Genomic DNA, 26,759 nt, shown 5'->3' with positions numbered 1-26,759 from the left:
TTATCACATGGAGGAGAATAAATAATGAACGAAAATACGTTTGAAAAATTACAATACAACGAACTAAAGGAAATTATAAAATCTTATTGTGTTAGTGGACTTGGTAGAGAATTAATTGAAAAGTTAACCCCTAGTTCTAACTTAAAAGTAGTAAAACATCGTTTAATGGAAACATCGGAAGCACGAGCCATTCTCGATGCAGGAGGAAATATGCCATTCATGGGTGTTTCCAACATGGAACATATCATCTTAAAAGTAGAAAAAGGTATCATTTTAGATCCATCAGAGCTAATTAATATATTGGATTTCTTAAGGGGTTGCCGAAGAATACTAACTTTCATGTCTGGAAAAGAATTTTTTGCGCCGACATTAGCGTCCTATACGAATTCCATGACAGAATTTGCTGGAATTGAGGAGGAAATTAGCTTTTCCATTAAAAATAATCAAATTGACTCTGCCGCAAGTATTGAACTGAAACGTGTTCGTACCCGTATCCAAACCACTGAGCAAAAAATCAAGGAACGATTAAATAAGTTTTTAAACAGCAGCACAAATAGAAACTACATTCAAGAATTCATCATTAGTGTAAAAGATGACCGCTACACAATACCTATCAAAGCATCATACAAAAATCAAGTACAGGGGACCATCGTTGAAACATCTTCCAAAGGTTCAACAGTCTTTGTGGAACCTAGTGTGGTTGGAAAGTTAAGTGATGAATTAGCCGCATTAAAGTCGGAGGAGGCAATATTGGAATACCAGATCCTAGCCACTTTAACGGGGTTAGTAGCAGAAAATATCCAACCTATTAACGTGAACATGGAACTAATTTCCCAGTACGATATGATTTTTGCAAAAGCTAAATATAGTAAACAAGTGGATGGAATTGAGCCGAACATAAATGATCATGGATATATTAAACTAATTAATTGCAAGCATCCATTATTATCTGGCCATGTTGTTCCACTTCAATTTAGTATTGGGGACCTTTATCGTTGCTTAATCATAACTGGCCCTAATGCCGGCGGGAAAACAATTGTACTGAAAACAATTGGCCTTGTTACGCTGGCAACGATATCCGGGTTCCTATTACGGCTTCAAAGGAAACTGAAATTGCAGTATTTAACCATGTTTTTGTCGATATTGGCGACAATCAGAGTTTAGAAAATGCACTTAGCACGTTCTCATCGCACATGAAGAACTTATCGGAGATCCTTCAAAGCGTAAACAACAACACGCTGTTGCTATTCGATGAAATTGGTAGTGGGACAGAACCAAATGAAGGAGCCGCTTTAGCAATCTCGCTTTTAGAAGAGTTTTACCTTAAAGGATGTATTACCGTTGCGACAACACATTATGGAGAAATAAAACGATTCTCAGAAATGCATAGTGATTTTATGAATGCTGCCATGCAATTCAATCAAGAAACATTAGAGCCACTATTTAAGCTTCTTATCGGACAATCCGGAGATAGTAATGCCCTATGGATTTCTAGAAAAGTGAATATACCGGAAAATGTTCTAAATAGAGCAGAAGACTATATGAGAAATAAAGACTATCGTTTAGAAAGCCTACATGAAGGAAAAATCCGAAGACCAAAAGCTACAGTTGAAAAAGTGGAAAATCCTATTGATTATCAAAAAGGAGACCGTGTAAAACTCCTGGATCAGGATGACTTCGGAATTGTATTTAAAGAAAAAGATGAATATCGGAATGTTACGGTGTTTTATCAAAATCAAATGATAGAGGTAAATGAAAAGCGGTTAGTACTTGAGTTAAAGGCTGCGGAGTTATATCCTGAGGGCTATGACTTAGATACTTTATTTATTGATTATAAAACGAGAAAGCTGAATCATGATATAGATAAATTCAATCGGCTTGTACCCATTTAGCCTGTCATTATTTCTATGAATCACGTTCGCTTTCAATTCTTTGATTCATTTCATCTTCAGATAATTTATCAATGAGTTCCCTTAAATAGTTTAATTCAAGCTCCAACAGCCTTACATCTCGTTTATTTTCAATCATTGGGAGGTATCCTTTCCTATTAATAAAAGAATATGAATTAATTCTTAATAGTAAAATGCCAAGTTAGTATTAATCTTATCATAGGATGTTGGGAAATATTGACTAATGGAGAGTGGTCTAAGTATAACTCGGCTACAAGTCTAATATTGTAAGATATTTTTGTAATATGTAGTACACCAGGAGTCAGACCCTTGAAACATGGTCCCTATAATAGCTTGACCTCCAGAATAGCAAACAGTGCCTGCCACCACCCGAATCTAGTCCACTAGGCCGAGTTATGACAGGCACCTCTTATTTTATTCTAGTCCCTCAATAACAATTTCTTTCACAGGTAGAAAGTCTTCACCAGTATCCAGGTATTTTACCGTTACACGATCATCTTCTTGCAAATAAATGACTAACGAATCAGTTTCTGATGAGACGATATAACTTTGTTTGTTATCCAATAAGAACATAACAGTCGTTCCGTTTTCTCCTTGTTCTTTGTAGACCCGGACAACCGTACCGCTTCCTTGTTTTTCCTCAGCATTCGAGCTACCGTCAACAAGACCGCCACCACGTTGAAGCGCTGTTTTGTAAATTCTTAACGCTTCGTTTGGTGTATCTGCATAAGCGGAGACTTCCGGGTTAGCTGCTGAAACGATAAAGTAGTTCTTCAAAAATCCGTTCGAATCCATTACCGGCGTTAACCAACTTGCTTCACCATAGAAATTATACAGAACAGGCATTTCACCAACCCATTCCTTTTCAATGAAATTCTTTTCAATAATTTCCAGTGCACCTTGAGAATCCATGTACGATTCCTCTAAGTTTCCCGTATAATACGTTGATTCTCCTGTGGATGCGTTTGTTAGCGAGTATCCTAGCATGGAATCCACGCCTTCTTTTGGACTCGTAAAGTCCGTAAAGTAATACATTTCTCCAGTTTCATCAAAGATTGGGCTCACATTTGCTTCTGTTCCTTCATCTGAAGGAATTTTCACATCGGATTTACCGAACAGACTATTCCAGAAACCGTTCATATATTTTCCATAATAACTATTTTTTGTACTTACAGCTTCAGGGGAGACCGCCCCATCGATAAAGTCCGGAACCTCATTAAGGTTATATACTTCGGTAGTACCATTTTTCGCATCAACAAGGACAACACCCTTCGCAGCAAAACCATTCCTAGCTGAAATAAAATCACCAAAGGTTCGAATATAGAATGGCTTACCGTCATCGTCAATTTCAAGCTGAACATCCCCATAAAAGATAGTGTTTGGATAATGCGTGCGAATATGACGTTCTATATTTTTATGAAAGTAAGAAGATGGTGTATAAACCATTTCTGCTTCGATAAATTTAGGATTATCAGATGAATCCGTAGCACTTAAGGTGAAATATCCTGGAGTGCTATCGCCGTTCAACCATTTAAAGAATCCAGAAAACTCAACTGGCGCTATATAAACAAATTCGCCATTTACCTTTTGAATTTGTAAATTACCAAGTTCATAATAGCTTGTATTTGGTACTTGTCCAAACGCCTTTCTCATTTTGTTATGTGCAAATTTAGGTGGCACACTTGCTGGTGTCTTCGTTTCATCAAAAGCCTTGATTTCTGTTTGTATATCCATTTCCGCATATTGAAACTTTTCATCCGCATTAAACACAAAGGCTGTTAAGAAATAGATAGCAAGAACAACACTTGCTAGTAATAATATTCCTTTTACCACTCTCTCTTTCCCAGTAGCAGTAAATGTTCCTATTCCAGTAACAATAAGCAATACTGGCCAGATGGACGACAGGTTACGGTCCATGTTAGTAAAATAGTAAAAGCCAAACACAATGACAGTAGTTACTATAATTACTATGATATATGGCCATATGCTAAAGTCCTTCTTTGCTTTCTTATCTTTTTTATCTTTAGCAATTGGTATTACGATGATAGCTGAAGCTAAACCAATGATTAATGAAAATAATAATATACTTCCCATGAAGCAATTCTCCTTTGTGTTATTACAGTCTATCTATACTTACGGATAAGTCTTGTGAAAGGTTTCAATAAAGGACCGCTATTTAGTGCTGGGCATGGACAAAGAAACGGAACAAAAAGGGTCAGACCCTTTTTACCCTATTGAAACGGCTTATAAGCACTATTCTCACGTGATTAAGGAAATGCGGGAGGAAGAGGAGAAACAGACGATAGAAACTTTTGAGAATATGTAGGCTCTGTTGAAATAGAAATTAATGTAGTTTAAGGTGTCGGTGCGCGAACACTGGCATCAGTCTTAGTTATCCACAGTAATGTGGTGGCTAATTAAATACGTATAACAAAAGAGTAACTCACACTACTTAGCGGGCAAGGTGAGTTACTTTATGAACAAATATTATAAAAAAACTGTTTGTTGAATTTGAAATCATTATAATTTGAATTGTTCCCGAACAGGATAAGCCCATATTGGTAAATTACTTGATTCAAAAGTAATCTGACCATCATTTACTTCCAAAACAATTTCCCCATCGTCTTGACTATTGTCGATTAACACAAGGTTATCAATCATAATGGCATTATTATGGAGATGTTCAAAAGAGGTTTTACTTCTTCTAATGATATCCTCAGTTGGAATATCGTGCCCTCCATTTTTTACTCTCATTGCAACTCGTTCAATATTCTGATTCACATTACTAAGAGCAACATAAAACATGGTGATTTTATAACCCATCTCTTTAGCTTTGTGCATTTGTCTAATGGCATTTCCGCCAGCAAGCGTTGTCTCAATAGAGAAATCCTTGCCTTCTTTAATGTATTTATTCACTGATTTTATAACTTCTTTTCCAGCTGTTACCCTTTTTGATTCAGGGTTTTCTGGATCAATTCTTCGTGCGATGGCATCAGGATCAATGTTAATCTCAACACCAATTTTGTCAATAATTAAGTTTCTTATTGTACTTTTTCCGCTTCCATTATTACCAGCAAACACATAGAACATTGGGTTGTGCTTATGCATCATGATTCACCGTCATTATTCAAAGGAACAATTTCGCCATTAGGAAATTCCTTTACCAACTTGCCGTTCTTCTCATACACAATATAAGTGTTATTTACTTTTGCATCTATTCTTGCCCGCTCACCTGTCATCTTAACCCATTTGTCTACCCATGCAAATTTTCGTTTTGGTACATTATTTTGTTCTTCTAACATAAGTAACACCACCTTATTATAAAAATTATATCAGATTACAGCTGCAACTACATCTTTTCAAGTATGACTGTTTCGTTTAAAATTTTTTAACTTCGAATTCCATTATTCCACAAAATCTTGATAACCTTTATCAGTTATAAAATATGGAATTAACAGCTCTCCCCTTAGCTTAAATGGGACAAAAAGAGTCAGAACCTTTTTACCATGCTTTTATTCATCTTTATAGCCCTAATATGGGATTGGATAATTGGATTTTTTACTTTTATAAGTATTGTGTTAAAAATTCTTATAGGCGCATTTGTCCTTTATTGTATAGTTTCATTTATAGCAGGCTTTATTTCAGGAATAAAAGTGAAAAGAGTAAAAGGAAAAAAACAAATAAGATTAGAAAGAAGGAAAAAGAGGAGTAGATGATTATTTTCGATTTCTTGGATGATAAAAATAATAATTCATGAAGCAATAAATTACTCGGGGTCAGACCCAATAGCCCGGAATCTTACCTTCATTCCTTATCATTCTTCCTGCGTATACTTTTTTGACAATTTCATAGGCGCCTTTTGACATTTCTATTGTAATCTTTATTTCTATCCCCTTAAGTATAAAAAGGCAGAAGTCACCCTTCTAAAGTAGTTCTTCTGCCTTTCGTGTTGTTATTCTTATATATTCTATACCACCTATTCATTTTATGAATGTTAATCGGTTCGTTCTTATTTCCTAATCTTTATGAAGATAATAGATATAGACTCTGATGTACTACAAGTGGCACAATTTCTTAGGTGCTTTGACAGAAAGAAACGACAGATAGTCCCTCTTATTTCACATTAACAAACACTGTAATTTCAAATCAGAGTATTCCACCAGTAGGTCTCTCAGTACCAGAATCTATTTAATAACATAGAATTATTATACTTTTATCTACAATCAATTTCTTCCTTCTTGAAAATCTATTATTTATATGATACTCTGAATAGGAACAAATGTTCTTAAGTAAGAGGGGGTGAAAATATGGCTATTGGAGATCGTTATAAAACAGGACAAATTTCTCCTGCAAATGCGTACTATTCTTGGGATGGTTATACAGATGGAACATACTCTCCAAGTCCAACTTATGAAGAGAATAAGATTAAGCTAGAAAATGGAGAGACATTCCCGCCAATCAACTCTTGTGATAAAGGCGCCTATTGGAAAATGACATCATATGCGTAATATTTGTATCTTGAGAGAACAACGAGGATTAAAGGAGACCCCATTGTTACAAACAATTGAGTCTCCCTCCTAACTCTACTTACTAATGATAGGATCATCGAATACCTTGAACGGAAGGAAAAGGGTTCAGACCCCTTCCTATAAAAAGGTCTAAAAAAGCAACAATGTTTACTAAAACGGACTTTTTAATAAAATACTTTGTCAACATTGTATTTCGACCTGAGCTGATTAATGATATATGTTTCGTAAATTTCTCGTTCCATTGGATCTTCTACTAAACAAATATCAATCTTATATACTTCGTCTTTGTGTATTTTAATAGGTGAAAAATTATCCTCAAAATGTTTTTTAATTCTTTGGCGTAGTTTTCGTGCTTTTCCAACAAAAAGAAGCTCTTTATTTATATTAAAAAATAAGAAAATGCCACCTTTATCTCTTGGTATTAGATGAAAATCAATAAACCCATAAATAGGTTTGATTCCTGGTTCATTTTCCTTCAGAGTTTGCTTCCGTTCTGTAATAGTAATATCTGGAGTAGGTATGCTAATTTTTATCAAGTTTAAACATGTCCCTTCTTTGTATAGAAAGAAATACGATATAACAGTTAATTCACGTCCTTGCTTCCTTCTTCTACTCTCTCCACTAGTTTAAAAATGAATCGATAAATTAACCGATAAGCTTGCTCTAATGACATATCCTCATTAAACCCTTGCACATAATTCAAGGCAAAATTTAAGTCCCACATGCCATCCTTTTGATTGAAAATCAATTCAAACCTTGCTTCATCTCCAAGTAATTCTTTACTTAAACTTTCTTTAAGAGATAGCTCAAATTTTTTCTGCAGCTTCAATCCTACCATAACGTCGTATGTACCAAATACATCACTCACTTCAAACGAAACCGCATCGATGCCAGCTAGTTCAAACCAATTCGATTCTAGGTATAGAAATTCATTCTTGTGTTTTTGAAGGTAATCAATCGGTTGTTCTAAAAAAGCGAATGATTCTGTAGAAAGTGTTTCTTCTGTTTCTTTATCACATCTTTCAATGTAAGCATCTAGGAAACGTGTCGTAGGATCTTTTTCTATTAATGTAATGTCATTTGAGATTAATTTATATTTCGTAATAAACTCTTTTTCCTCTTGATATATTTCAACCGAGGTTGCAGCTTGCTGCTCTTCACTCATCAATTCTGATGAAATGTATTGTTTCATTCGTTTATGTAACATTGGTGTGTCCTCCTGAATATGGTGCCTGACCCAGTGCAGTACTGCTATCGTGCATTGTGGGTTAAGCACGCCATTTCGTGTTATTCACTCTTTAGCGAGTACGTTTTCTACCTCTTGTTGTAGTACCTGAATTACCTTTTGGTCGACGATTATTAGGTTTCCTATTTGAAGGAGGCTTCGCCGAATTCCCGCCGGCTTTTCTACGACCTTCAGAGAATTTTGCTTCTTTTGTTTGTTCAGAGCTTACTCTATCATAATCCTCCCGATTGGGAATACTTATTCCTTTAATCACTTGTATGTCAAATTTTTGTTGAATCCCCTTTTCAATCATTCGTAGGAACTCCATATCCTTAGGGGCTACTAAAGTAATGGCCACCCCGTCTCCACCTGCACGCCCGGTACGTCCAATTCGGTGAATATAGCTTTCAACATCATGTGGAATATCATAATTATATACATGTGTTACCCCTTCTACATCAAGGCCTCGTGCAGCAACGTCTGTTGCAACTAAAAATTGCGTTTTCGCATCACGAAATCGTTTCATTGCTTTTTCGCGTTTGGACTGTGTTAAATCACCATGCAATTCGTCTGCTTCATACCCACTCGCAATTAGGACATCGTGTAGTTTTTTAGCACGGACTTTTGTACGACAGAATATAATCGCTAAAAAAGGACGGTGTTCTTGAATTAAATGCAGTAATGTTGCTTGCTTTCTTCTATCCGTTGTTTCAATGACTACTTGTTTAATCACATCAACCGTAACACGTTTTGCTTTCACTTCAATGAATTCTGGCTCTACCATATATTTCTTTGCTAAAGAGCGAATTTCGTTAGGCATTGTTGCAGAGAAAAGCATGGTTTGTCTAGAAGATAGTGTTTCATAAATGATGTCGTCTACCTCTGGAAGAAAACCCATATGTAACATTTCGTCAGCTTCATCTAATACAAGCATCCGAACAGTTGAAAGATTGATTGATCCACGACGAATATGATCTAATAACCGACCGGGTGTTGCAACGACTATATGTGTGGCACCTTTTAACTTTTTTAATTGATGCGCCACATCCTGACCACCGTAGACAGCCAACACATTGATACCTTCTACATTTTCAACCATTCTCTTTATTTCTTTTGAAATTTGCTGCGCTAATTCTCTTGTTGGAGTTAATATAAGTGCTTGAACATCTGATTTTTCCACATCAATTTTTTCAAGAATAGGAAGAACAAAAGCCAACGTCTTTCCTGTTCCCGTTTGTGCTTTTGCAATAACATCCTTCCCCTCTAGTACTGATGGAATCGTCCGTTCTTGGATGGAAGTAGGAGCTACTATTCCTAATGACTGTAATGTATGGTTAATCTCTTTTCGAATTCCAAGTTGTAAAAAGTCAGGCAAGGTTAATCACGTCTCATTTCGTATATTAATGCCAGTTTGTTTTTTTAAAGGCGTGTATACTATAGCATATTGGTTAGTATTTACAGAGAGATTTGGATTATTAAAGGGAATGAAGCATGTAGATGGAGCATGGGGACGGTTCTCATGCTTCACTCAAGCAAATTTTGAAGCACAAGAACCGTCCCTCTGATTCATTATTTTTTCCTAAATTCTTCTCTTCGTAATATTTATTTGCAACCATCTTATAACTGTGGCATACTGTGTGTTGTAATGCCGTATAAAAATTTCATACGTTATATGTGGGGGGGCTAGTGATGCTAGCTGAGATTGTATTCTAGAAATACTGACCCTTTGAACCTGATCTGGTTGGCACCAGCGGAGGGAACATTTCATTAGAATCATTTTTACATAAATGAGATACATTCCTGTGCGCTAAAGAACCAATCTTTAGCGCACTTTTTATTTTGTTTTAGCATGCTGGTGATTCGCCAATCATTTTCAAGGGACCCTACTAATATAGCGAAAAACTAATGGGGGGATTAACTTGAAGAATTTGATTAGTATCATTTTGTTTATCGGTATCATTTTCATAGCAGGCTGTGGTCAAAGCAATGAAAACAAAGGAAATAACAAGGAAAATAACGCTGACCTAACTCCTGTAAAATTTGCACTTGATTGGACACCGAATACGAACCACACTGGGATTTATGTTGCAAAGGAAAAAGGTTATTTTAAAGAACAAGGACTTGATGTTGAAATATTACTACCTGGAGAAGTACGTGTGAATCAACTGCTAGCAGCAGAGAAAGCAGACTTTGGGATTAGTTACCAAGAAGGGCTAACACAGGCACGCTCGGAAGGTCTTCCACTCGTCTCGATCGCTGCAGTGCTGCAACATAATACAGCAGGTTATGCTTCCCCTGTAGGAAAAGGGATTACATCGCCAAAAGACTTTGAAGAGAAAAAGTTTGGTGCCTATGGTTCTGACCTGGAAAAAGCGATGATGAAGACATTGATGGAAAATGACAATGCCAATGTGGAAGAAGTTGATTTCATTACAACTGGGGACTCTGACTTTTTTGTTGCAGTTGAACGAGATGTGGACTTTTCCCTTGTTTTTTACGGGTGGACCGGGATTGAAGCAGAGCTTCGTGGAATTGATTTGAACATGGTGTACCTTGCTGATTTCTCTGATGAACTTGATTATTATACACCGATTATTGCTACAAGTGAAGAAATGATTTCCACCAATCCAGAATTAGTAAAAGCTTTTACACATGCAGCTGTAAAAGGGTATGAATTTGCAATTGAACATCCAGAAGAAGCAGCGCAAATATTAATTGATCAGGTACCAGATCTTGATCCTGGTCTTGTTAAACGCAGTCAAGACTGGCTATCACCTCGGTACCAGGATGATGCAGAACAATTTGGCATCCAAGAACAAGAAAGATGGCAGAAATTTGCTGACTTTCTATTAGAAAATGAAATTATCGATGAAGCAGTAGATGTTGATCATGCATTTACGAATGAGTTTTTGCCAGATAAGTAGGTTAATTGATTACAGAAAAGTAGGAGTGATTGTATGGCAAATGCCTTGCTAAGTATTCAAGTAATTCCCAAGGTCGATGAGAAAGATTTATATTCATTTGTGGACGAAGCAATTGCCGTAATAGAGGCTACAAATGTGAAATACAAAGTACATCCATTGGAAACAACCATGGAGGGAGAATTGTCGGAACTACTACAAATTGTACAGAAAATGAATGAAAAAATGTCAGAGTTAGGTGTACCAAGTGTAATCTCCCAAGTAAAAATTGCTTATCGACAAGAAGGGATCACAATGGATGAGTTAGTGGAGAAATACCAATGAAAACAAGTTTACTGAAAAGAATATGGAGACCATTCCTTGCCATATTAATATTTCTCGGGCTATGGGAAGTAGCGACACGTTTATTTTCCATTGAGGAATGGTTACTCCCAGCCCCTTCCGATATTGTGATGGAGGCTAGAAACGTCATTCCAACATTTTCACCCCATCTAGGGTCAACAGTAACGTTATCTGTTTCTGGTTTTCTAATTGGGACAACAGTTGGTCTAGGAGTGGCAACCATATTACATCTCATGCCAAGAGTTCGAGAAACCTTTTTTCCCTTTATCATTATTTCTCAGAATATGCCCATCATTGTTCTGGCCCCATTACTTGTGATTTGGTTCGGTTTCAATGCTTTACCTAAGTTAATTATCATTACCTTAGCATGTTTCTTTCCGATTGCCGTATCTGCCTTAGGAGGATTTACCCAAACGAATCGGGAGTTAGTCCACTATATGAAAATGATGGGTGCTAATAAAGCTCAGTTATTCTGGAAATTGGAATTGCCACATGCCGTTCCTTCGATATTTTCAGGATTAAAAATAGCAGGAACATACAGCGTAATGGCAGCAGTCGTATCAGAATGGTTGGGTGCACAAAAAGGGATTGGGGTATTTATGACACTTGCTGCCTCTTCTTATCGTACATCACGAGTATTTGTGGCCATTATTGTTGCAATGGTCATAAGTTTAGCCTTTTATGGACTGATTCTATTGTTAGAGAAGTTCTTCATTCGCTGGCAGCAGAAGGGGGAAAATGCGTAGATGTTGGAATTACATAATGTGAGTAAGTCATTTGGACAAAAACAGGTACTTCAGGAAATTTCACTTCACGTAGCGGATGGTGAGTTTGTCTCATTGATTGGTCCCTCTGGAAGTGGAAAAAGTACCCTGTTTAATCTGATTGGAGGCCTTTTAGGACCAGATGCTGGGGACATATATTTGAACGGTGAAGAAATTACAAATAAACGTGGCTTCATTAGTTATATGCCACAGCAGGCTTCCCTTTTTCCATGGAAAACTATTCTAGAAAATGTGTTATTAGGACAGGAATTACAAGGAAAGAAGGATTACACACGGGCTGAAGCTATGTTAGAAAGAGCAGGGCTGGGTGGTGTCATTCATGCGTATCCACATGAGTTATCTGGTGGAATGAAACAACGGGTCGCTTTCATCCGTGCCTTGTTAAGTCCACAATCCCTCATGTTGCTCGATGAACCGTTCTCTGCTCTTGATGAGTTTACTCGAACAGACATGCAAAAGTGGCTCCTGTCCATATGGGAGGATTACGAACAATCGATTCTATTTATTACACATAGCATTGATGAGGCATTATTTTTATCCGACAAAATTATTATCTTATCCGTAAATCCTGCAGAAATTAAAGACGTAATCAAAGTACCATTTAAAAGACCAAGGGATGGCGATCTATTGCTTTCTGAAGAATTTCTTCAATGGAAAAAGAAAATTATTGATGTGATTCAATTTTAAGAAAGGCTTAAAGAGCCCTAAGCTGAACATCTCTGAAAGTATTAAAAATGAGGAGGAATTTCTATGCAAGAACAAGCTTGTGGAAGAAATACTATTGTAAGTGCAAATTTTTCCATTCATCCGATGAGTGATGATTTTATTGACATCATTCTAGGGGCGTTGGAAGAAGTGGATACATCAAACGTTTGGTTGAAAACAGATGATGTTTCAACAAGTGTACGCGGGACATCTGCTCATGTTTTCGATGTAACAAATGCGTTATTTATGCATGCGGCAAAGACTGGGAAACATGTTGCATTTCAAGCAACTTATTCCTGTGGATGTCCTGGAGGGTCTGATGGGGATTCTAACCTTGACGTTGGTGATATCCCAGTAAATAATGAAAAGATAAAAGACTCGAAACAATATGTTGCAGCTAAGTTCTCTCTCTACCCTTTAGGTGGTGGGAATTACATGGATCTTATTTATCAACAAATCGAAGCGATGAAAGAGTTTGTTACCGTATCTTCCTCCCCCTTAGCAACACGATTAGCAGGTGAAGCAATCCAAGTATTCAATGGCTTAGAAAAAGTATTTAATGCGACGGTGGAAGGTGGATCCAGTCATACCGTCATGACCATCTCCATTTCAGCAAATAGTCCATCACATAACTAAAAAAAGGTCAGTCCCCTACTAAGATGTAGGGGCTGACCTTTTTGGACATTCTCATGCTTCACACAATCAAATTTTGAAGCACAAGAACCGCCCCTCTGATTCACTTACCTATTATCCACCTTCTCCGGATAAAGATCATGCTGCATCAACCTCGTACTAGCCATCTCTTCAAACATTGTCCCCGGCTCACCATAATTACAATATGGATCAATCGAAATACCTCCGCGTGGAGTGAATTTTGCCCATACTTCAATATACCTTGGATCCATTAATTCGATTAAATCTTTCATCATAATATTGACGCAATCTTCATGGTACGCCCCATGATTTCTAAAACTAAACATGTATAATTTAAGTGACTTACTTTCTACCATTCTCTTATCAGGAATGTAGGAAATATAGATTGTCGCAAAGTCTGGTTGCCCGGTCATTGGGCAGAGACTCGTAAACTCTGGAATGTTGAATTTCACGAAGTAATTATTTTCCTGGTGTTGGTTCTCGAATGTTTCTAGTACACTTGGATCGTAATCATACTCATATTTCGTATTCTGATTTCCCAATAAGGTAAGGTCTTTTGTATCGCTTGCTTTCATGTTTATTCTCCTCCAATTATTTTCATATATCGTACTGCCTATACGGCTTGTGTCTTTGTATGATTAAAATCAGATATATTCGGCTCATAGATTCCCAATTTCATAACGAAATGTCTTATTCCTCCTGCAACAATCAATTGCATAAGCACTTTCGCCACCCATTGCCCTGCTACTGCATAAGGAACCAAATCCCATGAGACATAGCCAAGACCTAATGGCCCTATTCCAATGATGACAAATACTGCAGAATCAAGAAATCCAGAGACAATGCCTGAAACCATCACACGCTTGATAAAAGGAAATTTGAAACGTGTGTATATTTCAGTATCTGTCGTTTCCGAAATAATGAAGCTAAGGGTCGAGGCAAATACAACCCATAATGCATCTCCCAGAAGATGACTCGTAACCGCCGACACTGCAAGTGCTGCAGCAATCCACATATATGTTTTGGTCCGGCCATATTTATTCTGCACCATATCCCGCATGACCAGTGTCAATCCAATAAGTAACGTCCCATACGGAATAATAAATAACCCAAGATTAAGTGGGGCGAATTTAGCTGTAATCACATTGGCAAGAACAATAGATAATAAGTATATGAGAATCCTATACATATGCTCGCCCCCCTGTTAGGTAAGCATCAAGCCCTTGCTTTCTTATTTTGCAGGAAGGACATTCCCCACACCCGTCCCCAATAATCCCGTTATAACAGGTCGTTGTATGCTTTGTAATATATTCTAGTTTTCCCATTTCATCTGCCATTTCCCATGTCTCTGCTTTGTTTTTCCACATTAATGGCGTATGTATTTCGAAATTATGATCCATGGCAAGGTTTAACGTCAGATTTAATGATTGGATGAAATTGTTTCGACAATCCGGATAGCCACTAAAATCCGTTTCACTTACGCCAGTGATGATATGCCTTGCACCGATACCTTTTGCGAAAACAGCGGCGAATGATAGAAAAAGATGATTTCTTCCTGGAACAAATGTATTGGGCACTTCCCCGGATTCATCGATTTCCATATCCTTTCTAGTCATCGCATTATCGGTCAGTTGGTTAAGCAAATTCATATCCAGAACGGTATGTTTTATCCCTAAATCCTCGGCAATCTTCTTAGCTGAATCAAGCTCTGACACGTTCCTTTGCCCATACAAAAAAGTGACGGCTTCAACGTGTTCAAATGTCTCTAATGCCCATAGGAGACATGTCGTCGAATCTTGCCCGCCACTAAATACAACTACTGCTTTTTCCATGTTAAATTCCTCCCTAGTTTTGTTTAAAGAGGGGATGGTTACGAACCCTCTGAGTTATAGTATAGCGTACTTTTTGTGATTGGGATAGGTTGGTAAAAGAAGCGTAATTACCGTTTTATAATGAAGATGAGGTTAAAGATGGTTGAGAAGCAAAAATAAGAAAGCAGACAACAGTCATATCAAACTTTTTCGTTGCGAGGTGGTATTTTATAATTAGCACTAAAAAACACACTTACCTACATTCATGATTGCGAATAACAGATAAAGTAGATATTAAACTAGCAGGGTTTCCTAATAAAGAATGAAGAGACCTTTTTAAGCGTTTTTTAGAATAGTGAGTTACATAATGCGATACATGGTATAGTTAAATTATGTTTGTGAAGAAACGTGCTTCAATAAAAGAAGCAGAATTGTTAAAAAGGATAATAAATTAAAATACAAGTTAAAGAGTTTGCTGCAGTTCTTCCTGATTATGATCCATATGGAGAAACACGAGTTAATCATTCTGATGGAAAGCCATTCTTATTTGTGCATCTCAACCGAATACTGGAGCTGCGGCTTGTATAATAGATGTATTTGAAAATGAGACAGTTACGAACCTAAGAATGTATAGTAAAAATTATAGTTCAAAACAAATTTAAAAGGAGAATATGATTATGAAAATCCGATTCTTTGAAAGAAATGAATTTCTAATTAAAAAAGCAATTGGCCCTGGAATTTATAATATTAAAATAGGGTTGTCTGGAGAAAATAAAGTAGAATACAAGTCTTTGTATATAGGACAATCCTATTCCATGATGACTAGATGCTCTACTCATCTTTATGAACTTCATAAGAATCCTTCATATTTTGGATTGAAAGGTGATGATTTGTCAATCGATAACCTTGAATTAATTGTTGAAATCTATGAATTGATTGATGAAGTTGAGGGGTTAAGCTCTGGTGATAGAAATATATTGTTGCGGAAGAAAGAGTTAGAAGCGATTAAAAAGCTGAAGCCACTTTCACAACTTGAAACTAGCGACCGGCTAAATCCAAAACGTGCGGATATTGTAAGGGATTATTTAGATGAATTATTAAAACGAAATGTATAATGGTCTAAAAAAATAATTAGTAACAAATACGCTTGAAAGTTATCATCTACTTAAATTAAACGGGTGCAATACTTCAAAATAATAGCTCACTCCCAAAATTATTATTATCATCATTTCCAGATGGTTGAATAAAATTTTTAAAAAAGTAATTCTGATTAATTGAATGAAAATCGCTATTATATCAATACAAAATAACAAGCAAAACCTTTTTTTTGATTTCGCCTGTTAGTTTTGTTATTTAGGACTTTGCACCTCATCATGGAACTGTTTATATGTGTTTCCTGCTTTTTTAAAATTAAGTTAATATCCACTACTCCACTAGACATGGAGGCAGACCCAATATCGGTAAAAAAATATGATGTTAAAAACCAACCTTCTCCAAATACAACCCTTCAGCATCTGCCATACGACCTGTTTGAATTCGCTCTTTCGATTCAAGAATACTTGGTATGGCTGCAGCATCTTTTTCGCCTAACCCAACTTCAATTAATGTTCCAACAATTTTTCTTACCATATTGTAAAGGAAGCCATCACCTTGCAATTTAATTTCGATAAAGCCCTCATTTTCTTTTATATCAATGGAATATATTTCACGTACCATGGACTTTTTCTTCGACTTAGCATTGGAATAGGAAGTAAAGTCATGCTTACCTAAAAAATATTGCGATGCTTGTCTCATTTTTTCAATATCAAGTTGTTCCTCCACATGCATACTGTACTTTCGCATGAAGGGATGGGTGTATTGCTCGTTCCAAATCTTATACAAATAGGTTTTATCTTTTGCATTATAGCGTGCATGAAAACGATCAGGCACTAACGCCACATCCACAATGCTAATATCATTAGGTAGATATCTGTTCAAATATTGCATCACTTCTTCTTCTGTTGCATTTTTACGCATTTTAAAGTTAGCAATTTGAGCAAGGGCATGGACGCCTGCATCCGTTCTTCCAGATCCAATGATTTCAATCTTCTCTCCTGCCAGCTCCGTTAAGACATTTTCAATTTTTCCTTGAATGGTATTGTCACTATTACCAAGTCGTTGCCAACCCTTGTAACGTCCACCATCATACTGAATGGTTAATTTGTAATTGTTCATTGTTTTGTTTTCTCCTTGTTATAAACTTTATATTTACGGTACAGATTACCTGTTAACTTTCCTCAATATATTACCTCTACTATCTTACTCCATATGGTTAGCCTTGTCTAAGGCAATAGGGACCTAAAGGGAAGAAACATTATCAGGAAAAATAACACTTGAAAAATCATCTGATAGCTAGTACACTATTTTAAGTGCTAAAAATAAATATACCTGTATAACCTCGGAATATGGCTCGAGGGTCTCTACCAGGAACCTTAAAATCCTGATTACAGAAAATGAACATGATTCATTTTTTGTAATCAGGATTTTTTTGTTTTCAAAAATCATCTTATTATTCACATCATGAGAAAGGAAGTAAAACACAATATGAATCTAAAAGTTTTTATACTCTCATTATCCACTGTTTCCGTTGGGCTTGTTGAATTAATCGTTGGTGGAATACTACCAACAATCGCAACTGATTAAAACATTTCCATAAGCTCTGCTGGACAATTAATCACGGTTTTTGCACTTATTTATGCCATTTCCGGCCCCGTTTTACTAGTGTTAACTAGTAAGATAGAGCGTAAAAAGTTATATCTTATCTCCTTATTTATCTTTTTCATTAGTAATATCATGACTTATTTCAGTCCGAATTTTACCTTTATAATGATTGCAAGGGTCTTGAGTGCGATGAGTACAGCACTTATCGTCGTATTATCGTTAACCATTGCTGCAAAGATTGTTGCACCAAAACATCAAGCGAAGGCAGTGGGGCTTATTTATATGGGAATTAGCTCGTCATTAGTTATGGGTGTACCACTTGGAATTATGATTTCCGATGCTTTTGGCTGGCGCGTTATTTTTCTTGGAATTGCTATTTTATCGATAGGTTCGTTTGTGCTTATTTCTATCTTCTTTGAACGAATCCAGGGAGAAAACACGACGCCACTTTCACAACAATTAAAGGCTGTGGCGAGCTTTAAAATAGGCAGTGCACATTTAGCAACGATGTTTTTGCTAGCGGGACATTATACGATTTATGCATACTTTACTCCGTTTTTAGAAACAGAACTTCATCTAAATTCCAGTTGGATCAGTATTTGTTATCTATTATTTGGGATTGCAGCAGTAAGTGGTGGAGCTTTCGGGGGAATTCTATCCGATTCGATTGGAGCTAAGAAGAGCATCATCGTTGTTATCAGTTTGTTTGCAGTCGTGCTGTTCCTATTACCATTTACTACATTTTCACTTATTGTGTTCATACCAGTTATGATGGTTTGGGGAGCGTTAAGTTGGAGTCTATCTCCACCACAACAAAGTTACCTGATTCAAACAGATCCTGCTACATCTGACATTCAGCAAAGCTTTAATAATTCAGCACTACAAATAGGTATTTCACTTGGTTCAGCATTTGGCGGTATCGTATTAAACGAAACCGGATCAGTATCACATATGTCCTGGTTTGGAGGAGCCATCGTTATCCTTTCCTTACTATGTGCAATCTTTTCTTTAACAAGAAAACCGAAAGAAAGAACGAATACTGTTTTAGCTTCAGAAGCACAATAAAAGCACCATGGGGACAGGTTCCTCGGCTGAACCGAGGAACTGTCCCCATGAATTTTTTTAACTTTCTACACCTTGGTGTATTCGAAATGCTGGTACTATTGTGTCTGTAATTATTTCTTTTCCTTTTTCACGTAGGAAGTCGAGTTTATAATAGGCTTCGAATCGTTGACTAATTTCTGTTTTCACCAATTCTGGTGGTGTAACGATAATGAATTGGAACTTCAGTTTATCTGCAACGGCGAAGATTGGATCAAGAACATGGGCTGATGCGGCTTGTCCGAATGGATTATCCACCACTAATGGTACCCAGCTTTGATTTGTTTCACTTTTCACCGATAATAACATCATCATCATTACCATCCGAGCGGATAGCTTTTGACCGCCGCTTCCATCTGATTTCGTCATCGAACCTTGGTTAATGGTTTGCCAAGTGGAGTAATGCTCCCTTAATGGTTTCCCGTACATAAAGGCATTATCCGTCCGCATATTATAGACAAGAAGCTCTGGATAACGATTTCTTAGAGATACAAAAAGAATCTTCTCATCGCTAACGAGTCGTTTGATTTCTTGATCTAACGCACGATTATTATCATCAATTAAATCAAATTGCTTCGTGATTTGATTAATGCTTGCGACGAAATGCTGTCCTAATAGGGCTTCGATTTCTTCTGCTCGCTTCGGTAAAATATCCTCTTTCAATTGAACAAGTGGGAACGTGCCACGCTCATTTTTCAGCTTCATTTTCGCAATCATGGAACGAATCGCATCGGCTATACTCATCACTTTCATGCTAGCGCGACTAGCCCAGAAGTTCTGCGCCTTCTCTGCCCTTTCCTTGTCTCGTTCTAATTGCTCTAACCCACTTTGTGAGAATCGCTTCATATTATTTACAACGCTCCCGACATGGTCATAATGCCTTGTATCCATATGATCCAATGTCGTCAATACTTCATTTTTAAAACGAATCTCCCAATCCTTGCCTTCAATCGTCTGTTTTAAATTTCTTAAGGATTGGTCAATCTTCGCATGCTTCTCCTGGCCTTCTCCCTCTAATGCTTGATGCTGTTCACACCAATTAAGAATACCGGACTTTCCTTGACTCTTAATTTTTTCAACATCTTCCTCTGTAAAGGCTGCCGCTTCCTCCTTCAAAATAACCGAGAGCGTCAACATATCACCCTCATAACCGGTAATATTCGCAACCGACTCTTTCTGGCATTTTTCCAAATGCTTCATTTCATCTTTCGTTTTCTTCATTTGGTCCTTAATTTCAACCTCTTTTATTTGTAAATCCAGCTCTTCCCAAGGTTCCGCTTGTTTATCATATTTCGCTAGCTTTTTCACTGACTTATCGCGCTGAACCATTGCGTGTTGAACCGATGTCTCGGCAACAGTGACTGCTGTTCCTTGCTCCCGCTCTTCTTTTTCTGCTGCCTTTAACTCCTTACTTGCACTCTGCAGCATCATTTCTAAAATGGCGTTCGGTTCGTCTGGAACACGAGCGTCTTTCCACTCTTCGTTGAGGGCATTCAATTTCTTCTCCAGTTTCTTCTGTTGCTTCTGTTCACTTTCTATTTTCGCTTGGGTTACGAGTAGTTCTTGTGCTTGCTCCTCTTTTGATTTCTGCAAGTTTCTTAACTCATCGATACTCCCCATGATATCTTCTAAAATATGTGCAGATAAAGGTGGTACCTCTTCGGAGAGCTCGCCTTTTTCATCACTCGGAAACGCAACATCTTCCATATAGAAGGATATCTCCTTAATGGATTGCTCAATCTGTAGCTTCCATTCCAAATACGTTTGATTCCATTCACTTTGCCGCTCTACAAATCCATCGTATTCTCGGCTGATTTCCTCTTGGGCCTTTTCTATTGTTTCCTTTAGTTGCTCTTTCTCGTGTTTAACTCGCTTATTTTCTTGATAAAGCTCCTTCTCCTTGGAGAACTCTTCTAATCGAGTAACATTAGACGTTAGCTTTTCCATTTTCTGCTTTGTCTTTTCCAAATCCTCTTTTAGCTGCAATTGGATTTCTTTTTCGTTCGCTTGCTTCGTGATGACTTCTTGTAATTCTGTTCGTTTAGAAAGAAGCGCACTATTTTCGGCATCCAATGTTTTTTCCATATCACTGGAAAGGTCACCCGATACAAATCGATCAATTTCTTTTAACACCCGTCGATACGTAGTTTCTGTTTTTTCCAATTCGGATAACGTATTTTTCTTCTCTTCAATTGATTTCGCGATTTGGATTTTCCAATTAGAAAATTGATGTTTATCTGTTAACAGCTCTCTCTCTGTTCCATTCAGAATCACAAACGATGAGTTACTTGAATCGTTCTTCATTTGCTCACGTAAGAAAATCGGTACCGGACTATTAAAAATACGACCTGTAAGTAACTGCTGATTGATTTTTTCCCATTGCTGTCCATTAACAACCAAACCGTATGGAAGAAGAGGATAGGCTACCAGGTGATTCGCCAGTTCTTCAGGACTTAAGGATTGAAGAAATTGACTTCCATAAAAGACATCGATTCCTGTCTTCTCATCCATCCATTCCTTTAATTCTTTTACATCCTTATTGGCAATCCAGAAATGTTCATCATTCAAGGAATAATCCAGCTGGGTTTCCCACAATTCCTTCTTTATGCCTTCTACTTGTTCTAAAGCAAGTTTCAATAGGTCTTCCATCTCGAGGGCATATTTGGATAAAAGGGAATGGGTAAACGGTTCTGCCACCGAATCTAGTAACCCCTGAAGCTTGGATGCTAGTTTAGCTTCTTTATCTTTTTGAACTTCATTTAAACGCGTTAGTTCTTCCAATTTTTCTTCCAAATACTGAATAGACTGGGACAATATCCCTCGTGTTGCTGCAAGATTAGTTTGTCGTTCATCCGATGCTTCGTATTTCTCCTCAATTTCTACTAATCTTGCTTTTTTGTCATCAATTTGTTTTGAAAAGCTTGCGATTAATCCCGGTAAATCGTACGTTAATCGGTCGCCAAATTCCTCCGTAAAGGCAGCTTCTTTTGACTCGTACGCATTCATTTCCGTATAGAGTCTATCAATTTCTGTACCAATTCTTGCAATCTCCCCGGTCTTTTGCTTATCCTGTTTTGCAAGCTCTAAAGTTCTCTTTTTCAAAAACCTTTGATAGCCAACATATTGCTTAACAGATTCTCTTATTGCCTCATAAGAAATCGCCCATTGTTTTTCGGCCTCTTCCTTGATTTCAGCCATTTTTTGATTAATTTCGCCTAGTCCACTGTTTTCTTCTAGCTTCTGAATGGCCGCGGAAAGCGAGTGAATTGTTTGTTCAACATCCTTCCACTCTTTTAATAAAAGTTCAAAGGCTAACTGGTCTTTACGCGCTTGCTTTTCTTTTACATCCTCTTGTAGATTATCGTGTTTCTTCCGTTCTTCCGCTAATTTCTTTTCCCAGTCCAACACGTCACGATGGGCCAACGCATAGTCTAAATTGTCTTTTTGATACCGTAAATCATCTTGTTTTTCTACTAATTTCTCCATCTCTTTCTCTAAGGAATCACGTGTATCCTCTTCTTGGCTTTTCAAATGCTCCAAAGCACCTAAAAGCTGTCTGCCGTCTTTTGTACTTGTCTGAACAATATCTTTATGCAGCACACCTTTTGCTAGATGTTCTTCAAACGGCACAATATCTTCCAAGAACTCTTTATGTGCTTGTTCTCTTTTTAATAACACGGGTAAATCCTTCGCAATACTTGCCTGACTTTTAAAGATTTCAACTAAGTCATTCTTCTGATGTTCTGTCCGGTGTAACACCTGGCTTATCGTAGGTACAATTCGCTTTTGGAAAAGTGAATGATCATCTTCCGCTCCCTCGAAGTATTTCCCTACGCCACCTTCATCTTTATTAATGTCTTTTAAAATATCCCAGTCTTTCCGATTAATCGCGTATGTATCTAGAATACGATAATGCTTCTTCGTATCCTTGTACACATCAAAACCATTCCATCTCAAATAATCTTTCAAACTCTCCGGCTCGGCAATCTCTTCATCCTCATAAAGAGGAATATGCTCTAAAGCTGCCTCTTCCTGCCGCTCAAACTCCCGCGTGTAAAACGTAATATTGGGAATGATTTTTGCTTCTTGTTCCAGCGTTTTATTTTCGGTATCCTCTTCCTCATTCATGGAAACACGTTGTTCAGCAGAGAACATGCCGCCTGTTATGAGATGATTACTGTCCCCACCATCTAATTCCCATTGAATTAGCACATGAAAAGTATATGGAATGAATTGTTCCTTTTGATTAAAGAAGAACTGTTGATAATACCGATTATTTTGCTTTCCCCAGGCTGTACCTGGTTTAACAATTTGGAAAATAGCTTGTAGGAATACCCCTTTTCCGCCACCATTCATCATGGAAATCAGGCCATTAACGGATGTCTCCTCATTGTGAAAATTAAACGTGGTATCTTTATATTGTTTTTGCATGCCATCATATTTCAGGCCAACAATTCTAATCTTGTGTATCTTCGGCATGCGTATCCTCCTCTTGTGACACTAATTTTTTCATTAATTCATAGCGGTCATAATCATGATATAAATAGTCGATCCGCTCATACAGCTCTTGTTTCGGAATTGCTTTAGGAATATCATCACGGTCAAGAATGACTAGGAGGCCCTCTGTTTCGAGTAGTCGCATACTACTTGCAATCAGCCCGATTCTTGTCCGCTTATTTCCTTTTTTAATACCGAAATCGTCTCGATCAACTTCCATATACTTCCACGTGGTAACGACATCTTTCATATCGATTCGTTCTTTATCACCAAAGTCCGGATTGGTTTTCAAGATTGTCTCCCAATTCACGATTAGGTCATTCACTTGTCGTTCTAAAGAATAATAGCTAATCCCTTCCCGCTTCGCCCGAACTTTAGCCGCCTGATTCTGATCAATACTTGCTAGAAATGACATTAACACCACGCTCATCAGGTGAAAATGCTTTTTCGTTTCCACTTGCTTATGTCTGTCCCTCATATGGGTAAAATTAGTCGCGAAGACAGAACCCGTTGGTTGAACCACTAAATGAACCCGTTTCGGGGCTTCAATAATATATGTACCCGATTCGTCCGCGAGTAATAGAACGGTTTGTCTTACTTCTGGTTCAAAATAAACTTGAAAATGTTCACTCGTTTCGTCAATCACTTTTTCTTTTAATAATGAAAAATAAACGGCCGACGCCTTTTTAATTACTTCTGCGTTCATTCCATTTCCCCCTCTACACAAATCTTAAATGGTGTGATTTTCATCTCATACCAGAGGAAAGGCTCGGCACGATGATCAAATTCTGTATAAATCTTTAAGCCTTCCAGCTGCTGAAACTGCGGATATTCCTGCATCAGTTTATACAACAGAATTTCCCGTTCATCATTAAGGTTCTCTTCCTTCCGATGCATCACTTGCACCTTCAATGGCTTCTTATCAAACATCATCCATAAATCAATCGTTTCCGACTCCTCAAACCATAAATCCTGCACCTCTAACGGTAGCTCCTTTAAATTGGTTAAGGAAAACTCTTGATGTGTTTGTAAATATTGGAATACATAGCTCCAGGCCTTCACCACGGAATCCCAGTTCGTGATACGCTGATGGATGGTACCTTCTTTCTCCTCCTCTTCTTCAGGTCCATCTATTTCCTCTTTTTCATTAAATTCTTGCTCACCCCAGATCCAATCGAGGGGTAAAATAAATTCATTCTTCGGTGAAAATAACGGAGATAGAATGGTTTCTACGTCAGAAAAGGACGTCATGCCTTCTTTTAAAAACCAGTTTTCATATATATGCTCCTTGAATGACACCAAACTACTTTCCCAAAACAAGGACGGATTTTCTACTTTTAATTTAATTTCGTACGAGATATTCTGAATCACAAGTTTAGCAAATCGATCATGCAATGATCTCGAATGACCGATTTTCTCCTGAAGCAACACCAATTCCCGATGAATAGCATCATCCTCCGCATTTTGGCGTTTTGTTCGTTCAATCATACTTGTAATCGTCCGAAAGTGATTCTTTTCTTCTTCAAATTGCTTTTCAATATCCATCCGATTGTCAGCTCTTTGCCGCTCTGCTTCGATTAAAAGGATTTTGGGATTATTGATCATTTCCTGCCCGAAGGTGAATTCATTGGCCATTAAGCGGTTAACCCGTGAAATGAGGTGGTCGAGGTTGCGTGTCGCCTTGCGAAAATTACCATTTTTAATTAACTGGATACTATAAAGTTGTTCAATTGTAATGGAAAATTCTTCAGCCATTTCCCTACTCATAAAAATCATTTCCTGCGCTACATCCGTCAGCTTATAAACGATGGAACTACCAATTTCCAAATTAGTATATAGTTCATCCATCGACACGTAACGGAACACTTGAGTCTCCCAAGCCTCTCTTACTTCATCATAATAGAAAGCTTCAAAAGGTTGACTGTATTCCTCTTTCCCTGAATACAGGAGCCCACTCGTAATCCGTTCAATTTGTTTCTCATCTGCGAGTAACTTCATTTGTTTAATTGTATCTTCTACCATATATTTTATATCAGATTTACGCCGCTGGTCGTCATCATTTAACTCACGATAAAAAATAGTCAGGAGCACTTGCATGAGGATGGATTGGAGATATGGTTTTAACTCGCCAACTTCCATTCCCCGCCCTAGCTCAAACAGTGGGTTGAGTCGCCTGATTCGTCCTGCAAAGCCTTCCCATGATTCGTTCACAATAAGCGCCTCCATGTTTCAATTGTTAAAACTTCTTGGGGAATTCGTTTATTTTCTTGCCATAATTGTTGTAGAAGCTCTTGCTCCTCTTCTGTAAACCACTGGAAGAAAGCATCACGGTAGATCGTGTTTTGTGTTTGTCTTTTGTTTTGGTCATTTCGTTGTTCAAAAAACTGGAGCATTTTCCGATAGATTTTTAATGCTGGCTGGATACTTGTACCTGGGAACTTCCCCATTAGCCGGAAGATAATCCCATACCCTTCCGCATCAAGATCGCCAGCGTAATAAAAAAGATAGTTTTTTGGTGGAAATAACTGAAAGAAAAAAGAAAAGCTTCGTTCAATTTTCATTCCTTCTCCGTAAATAATAAGCTCTGGTTCATAATCAAGCATATTCTCTTCTAATAGCCTAATGGAAGTATGGAAGAATGCTAGATTTTCCACTATGAGAACCCGCTGAATATCTTTAATTTCTCTACCCTGTTTCAGCCAGAATACGAAAGGTTCACCGTATTTCACCATTTTCAACTTCTCTTCCGGAATGCCGATTCGGGTTAAAAAGCCCTTTCCCTCTGGAAATAGGTCGCTATCTTGTAGGAACTTTTCATGACCAAAGAGCTCTAGACTTCTTTCTTCAACCGAAACCACTTCACGTTCCTCAGCCGTTTGCAAAAATAGATATAATTTTTCAATTCGTTCCCATTCTTCTTTTGTTTGATATTCAGGATGACGCTCATAATAGGAAAAATCCAACTTGTCACTTAACCTCATCATCTTGAGCCGGTCCCACTTTGTTTCTTGGGCTTTAGTATTTACCCAATAATACAGAGGAAGAGCCGGTGACTTGCCATTATATTGTTTATTTTGAATCGGGGATAGTACCCCTTCCAAGTGCAATTTCTCCATCGCTTCGTAAAACAATTGATACCCATTCATTTCAAAATAATTATCCAAAAGCCTCCGTAATTGAAGCTCCAAATCATTCACATTAATCTTCTTTTTTTGTTTCGGGTGTTGAATATCCGAAATAAACCCACGCACCCTCGTCTCTACTATATCGATTGAACTCACCTACTTCATCTTCATCCCATCATCCAAATAATCACAACTATTCCATGGGCCATCCTTATATTATAAACCAAAAAAAGCCATGGGGACAGGTTCACCGGCTTTAAATAGCTATAAAAAGTTAGTTAAAAATTCCCAAATAAGTTTTCTGTTAAAGTAAAGACTATTCTAAGAAACGCAGGGGTCTTTACAGAGTATTCAACAGTATTTAGTTTAAATGATAATTTTGGTTTTATTGTTTCTGTTGAAGTCGGTAACAATCATGTAAAAAGAATTACCTATGACGGTACTAGTTATATCT

Annotated in this window: 23 protein-coding genes, 1 pseudogene and 2 riboswitches; of the genes and pseudogenes, 9 read left to right on the top strand and 15 right to left on the bottom strand. The window is 37.4% G+C overall.

Translation table 11 applies throughout. The annotated features are described in order from the left end of the window. The first annotated feature begins 24 nt into the window (after positions 1-24). Positions 25-1,892: pseudogene (locus K332_RS22030) on the top strand (endonuclease MutS2). 13 nt (positions 1,893-1,905) lie between these two features. Here K332_RS22030 and K332_RS24680 read toward each other — a convergent pair. From K332_RS24680 to K332_RS0106755, 4 genes are all read right to left on the bottom strand, one after another. Beyond that, the gene (locus K332_RS24680; RefSeq protein ID WP_281170906.1) at positions 1,906-2,028 is read right to left on the bottom strand and encodes a hypothetical protein; all 123 of its coding nucleotides are present in this window, start codon (positions 2,026-2,028) and stop codon (positions 1,906-1,908) included. Between the two features lie 296 nt (positions 2,029-2,324). Next, positions 2,325-4,004 (bottom strand): hypothetical protein, encoded by a 1,680-nt coding sequence (locus K332_RS0106770; protein ID WP_026906786.1) that lies wholly within the window; start codon positions 4,002-4,004, stop codon positions 2,325-2,327. 426 nt (positions 4,005-4,430) lie between these two features. Continuing rightward, positions 4,431-5,021 carry an ATPase gene (locus tag K332_RS0106760; protein WP_026906785.1) on the bottom strand — a complete coding sequence of 197 codons (591 nt, stop codon included), beginning with the start codon at positions 5,019-5,021 and terminating at the stop codon, positions 4,431-4,433. Beyond that, positions 5,018-5,212 carry a hypothetical protein gene (locus tag K332_RS0106755; RefSeq protein ID WP_026906784.1) on the bottom strand — a complete coding sequence of 65 codons (195 nt, stop codon included), beginning with the start codon at positions 5,210-5,212 and terminating at the stop codon, positions 5,018-5,020. Before K332_RS0106755 ends, K332_RS0106760 begins: the two co-directional genes overlap by 4 nt. 1,005 nt (positions 5,213-6,217) lie before the next feature. Here K332_RS0106755 and K332_RS0106745 point away from each other — a divergent pair. After that, positions 6,218-6,418 (top strand): YjzC family protein, encoded by a 201-nt coding sequence (locus K332_RS0106745; protein ID WP_026906782.1) that lies wholly within the window; start codon positions 6,218-6,220, stop codon positions 6,416-6,418. A 185-nt stretch (positions 6,419-6,603) separates the two neighbouring features. Here K332_RS0106745 and K332_RS0106740 read toward each other — a convergent pair whose 3' ends face one another. The 3 genes from K332_RS0106740 to K332_RS22025 all read right to left on the bottom strand — a co-directional run bounded on the left by K332_RS0106740 (position 6,604) and on the right by K332_RS22025 (position 9,039). Then, the gene (locus K332_RS0106740) at positions 6,604-6,975 is read right to left on the bottom strand and encodes a nucleotide excision repair endonuclease (protein WP_026906781.1); all 372 of its coding nucleotides are present in this window, start codon (positions 6,973-6,975) and stop codon (positions 6,604-6,606) included. A gap of 47 nt (positions 6,976-7,022) precedes the next feature. After that, positions 7,023-7,646, bottom strand: a complete 624-nt coding sequence (locus tag K332_RS0106735) for a hypothetical protein (RefSeq protein ID WP_026906780.1) — start codon at positions 7,644-7,646, stop codon at positions 7,023-7,025. A 91-nt stretch (positions 7,647-7,737) separates the two neighbouring features. Next, the gene (locus tag K332_RS22025; RefSeq protein WP_036688286.1) at positions 7,738-9,039 is read right to left on the bottom strand and encodes a DEAD/DEAH box helicase; all 1,302 of its coding nucleotides are present in this window, start codon (positions 9,037-9,039) and stop codon (positions 7,738-7,740) included. 291 nt (positions 9,040-9,330) lie between these two features. Next, positions 9,331-9,440, top strand: a riboswitch (TPP riboswitch). Positions 9,441-9,583: 143 nt separating this feature from the next. Between K332_RS22025 and K332_RS0106725 the strand changes: the two genes are divergently transcribed. The 5 genes from K332_RS0106725 (at position 9,584) to K332_RS0106705 (ending at position 13,053) form a co-directional block, all read left to right on the top strand. Continuing rightward, on the top strand, positions 9,584-10,588 hold the full coding sequence (locus K332_RS0106725) for an ABC transporter substrate-binding protein (protein ID WP_026906779.1): 1,005 nt from the start codon (positions 9,584-9,586) through the stop codon (positions 10,586-10,588). Between the two features lie 33 nt (positions 10,589-10,621). Further along, positions 10,622-10,909, top strand: coding sequence for a thiamine-binding protein (locus tag K332_RS0106720; RefSeq protein WP_026906778.1), 288 nt, complete (start codon positions 10,622-10,624; stop codon positions 10,907-10,909). After that, entirely contained in the window at positions 10,906-11,673 is a 768-nt protein-coding gene (locus K332_RS0106715) for an ABC transporter permease (RefSeq protein WP_026906777.1), read from the top strand. The genes K332_RS0106720 and K332_RS0106715 overlap by 4 nt, the downstream gene beginning before the upstream one ends. Further along, entirely contained in the window at positions 11,674-12,399 is a 726-nt protein-coding gene (locus K332_RS0106710) for an ABC transporter ATP-binding protein (protein WP_026906776.1), read from the top strand. 63 nt (positions 12,400-12,462) lie between these two features. Next, entirely contained in the window at positions 12,463-13,053 is a 591-nt protein-coding gene (locus K332_RS0106705) for a YkoF family thiamine/hydroxymethylpyrimidine-binding protein (RefSeq protein WP_036688282.1), read from the top strand. 104 nt (positions 13,054-13,157) lie between these two features. Here K332_RS0106705 and queF read toward each other — a convergent pair whose 3' ends face one another. Genes queF through queC form a run of 3 tightly spaced genes read right to left on the bottom strand, consistent with a single transcriptional unit; the run spans position 13,158 to position 14,939 of the window. Beyond that, positions 13,158-13,646, bottom strand: a complete 489-nt coding sequence (gene queF / locus K332_RS0106695; RefSeq protein ID WP_036688279.1) for a preQ(1) synthase — start codon at positions 13,644-13,646, stop codon at positions 13,158-13,160. Positions 13,647-13,684: 38 nt separating this feature from the next. After that, the gene (locus tag K332_RS0106690; RefSeq protein WP_026906773.1) at positions 13,685-14,260 is read right to left on the bottom strand and encodes a VUT family protein; all 576 of its coding nucleotides are present in this window, start codon (positions 14,258-14,260) and stop codon (positions 13,685-13,687) included. Then, on the bottom strand, positions 14,253-14,939 hold the full coding sequence (gene queC, locus K332_RS0106685; RefSeq protein WP_281170907.1) for a 7-cyano-7-deazaguanine synthase QueC: 687 nt from the start codon (positions 14,937-14,939) through the stop codon (positions 14,253-14,255). Before queC ends, K332_RS0106690 begins: the two co-directional genes overlap by 8 nt. Positions 14,940-15,559: 620 nt before the next feature. On the opposite strand from queC, the gene K332_RS0106680 reads away from it, so the two are divergent. Continuing rightward, positions 15,560-15,997, top strand: a complete 438-nt coding sequence (locus tag K332_RS0106680; protein WP_026906771.1) for a hypothetical protein — start codon at positions 15,560-15,562, stop codon at positions 15,995-15,997. 361 nt (positions 15,998-16,358) lie between these two features. On the opposite strand, the gene truA is transcribed toward K332_RS0106680, so the two are convergent. After that, entirely contained in the window at positions 16,359-17,096 is a 738-nt protein-coding gene (truA, locus tag K332_RS0106675) for a tRNA pseudouridine(38-40) synthase TruA (protein ID WP_026906770.1), read from the bottom strand. A 193-nt stretch (positions 17,097-17,289) separates the two neighbouring features. Then, a riboswitch (purine riboswitch) is annotated at positions 17,290-17,388 on the top strand. Positions 17,389-17,567: 179 nt separating this feature from the next. On the opposite strand from truA, the gene K332_RS22020 reads away from it, so the two are divergent. Next, positions 17,568-18,647, top strand: coding sequence for an MFS transporter (locus K332_RS22020; protein WP_245604641.1), 1,080 nt, complete (start codon positions 17,568-17,570; stop codon positions 18,645-18,647). A 57-nt stretch (positions 18,648-18,704) separates the two neighbouring features. Here the strand turns inward: K332_RS22020 and K332_RS0106665 are convergent, their stop codons facing one another. The 4 genes from K332_RS0106665 to K332_RS0106650 are packed head-to-tail and all read right to left on the bottom strand — an operon-like array spanning position 18,705 to position 26,461. Further along, positions 18,705-23,162, bottom strand: coding sequence for a coiled-coil domain-containing protein (locus K332_RS0106665; protein ID WP_026906769.1), 4,458 nt, complete (start codon positions 23,160-23,162; stop codon positions 18,705-18,707). Further along, positions 23,140-23,886 carry a DUF6063 family protein gene (locus tag K332_RS0106660; protein WP_026906768.1) on the bottom strand — a complete coding sequence of 249 codons (747 nt, stop codon included), beginning with the start codon at positions 23,884-23,886 and terminating at the stop codon, positions 23,140-23,142. Before K332_RS0106660 ends, K332_RS0106665 begins: the two co-directional genes overlap by 23 nt. After that, entirely contained in the window at positions 23,883-25,391 is a 1,509-nt protein-coding gene (locus tag K332_RS0106655; protein WP_026906767.1) for a hypothetical protein, read from the bottom strand. Before K332_RS0106655 ends, K332_RS0106660 begins: the two co-directional genes overlap by 4 nt. After that, positions 25,388-26,461, bottom strand: coding sequence for a Wadjet anti-phage system protein JetD domain-containing protein (locus K332_RS0106650; protein ID WP_026906766.1), 1,074 nt, complete (start codon positions 26,459-26,461; stop codon positions 25,388-25,390). Before K332_RS0106650 ends, K332_RS0106655 begins: the two co-directional genes overlap by 4 nt. Positions 26,462-26,759: the final 298 nt, after the last annotated feature.

Source organism: Paucisalibacillus globulus DSM 18846, from assembly GCF_000482485.1.
GTDB lineage: Bacteria > Bacillota > Bacilli > Bacillales > Amphibacillaceae > Ornithinibacillus > Ornithinibacillus globulus.
The sequence above is the reverse complement of the archived record's forward strand: the minus strand, read 5'-3'. Positions and strand labels throughout refer to the sequence as shown.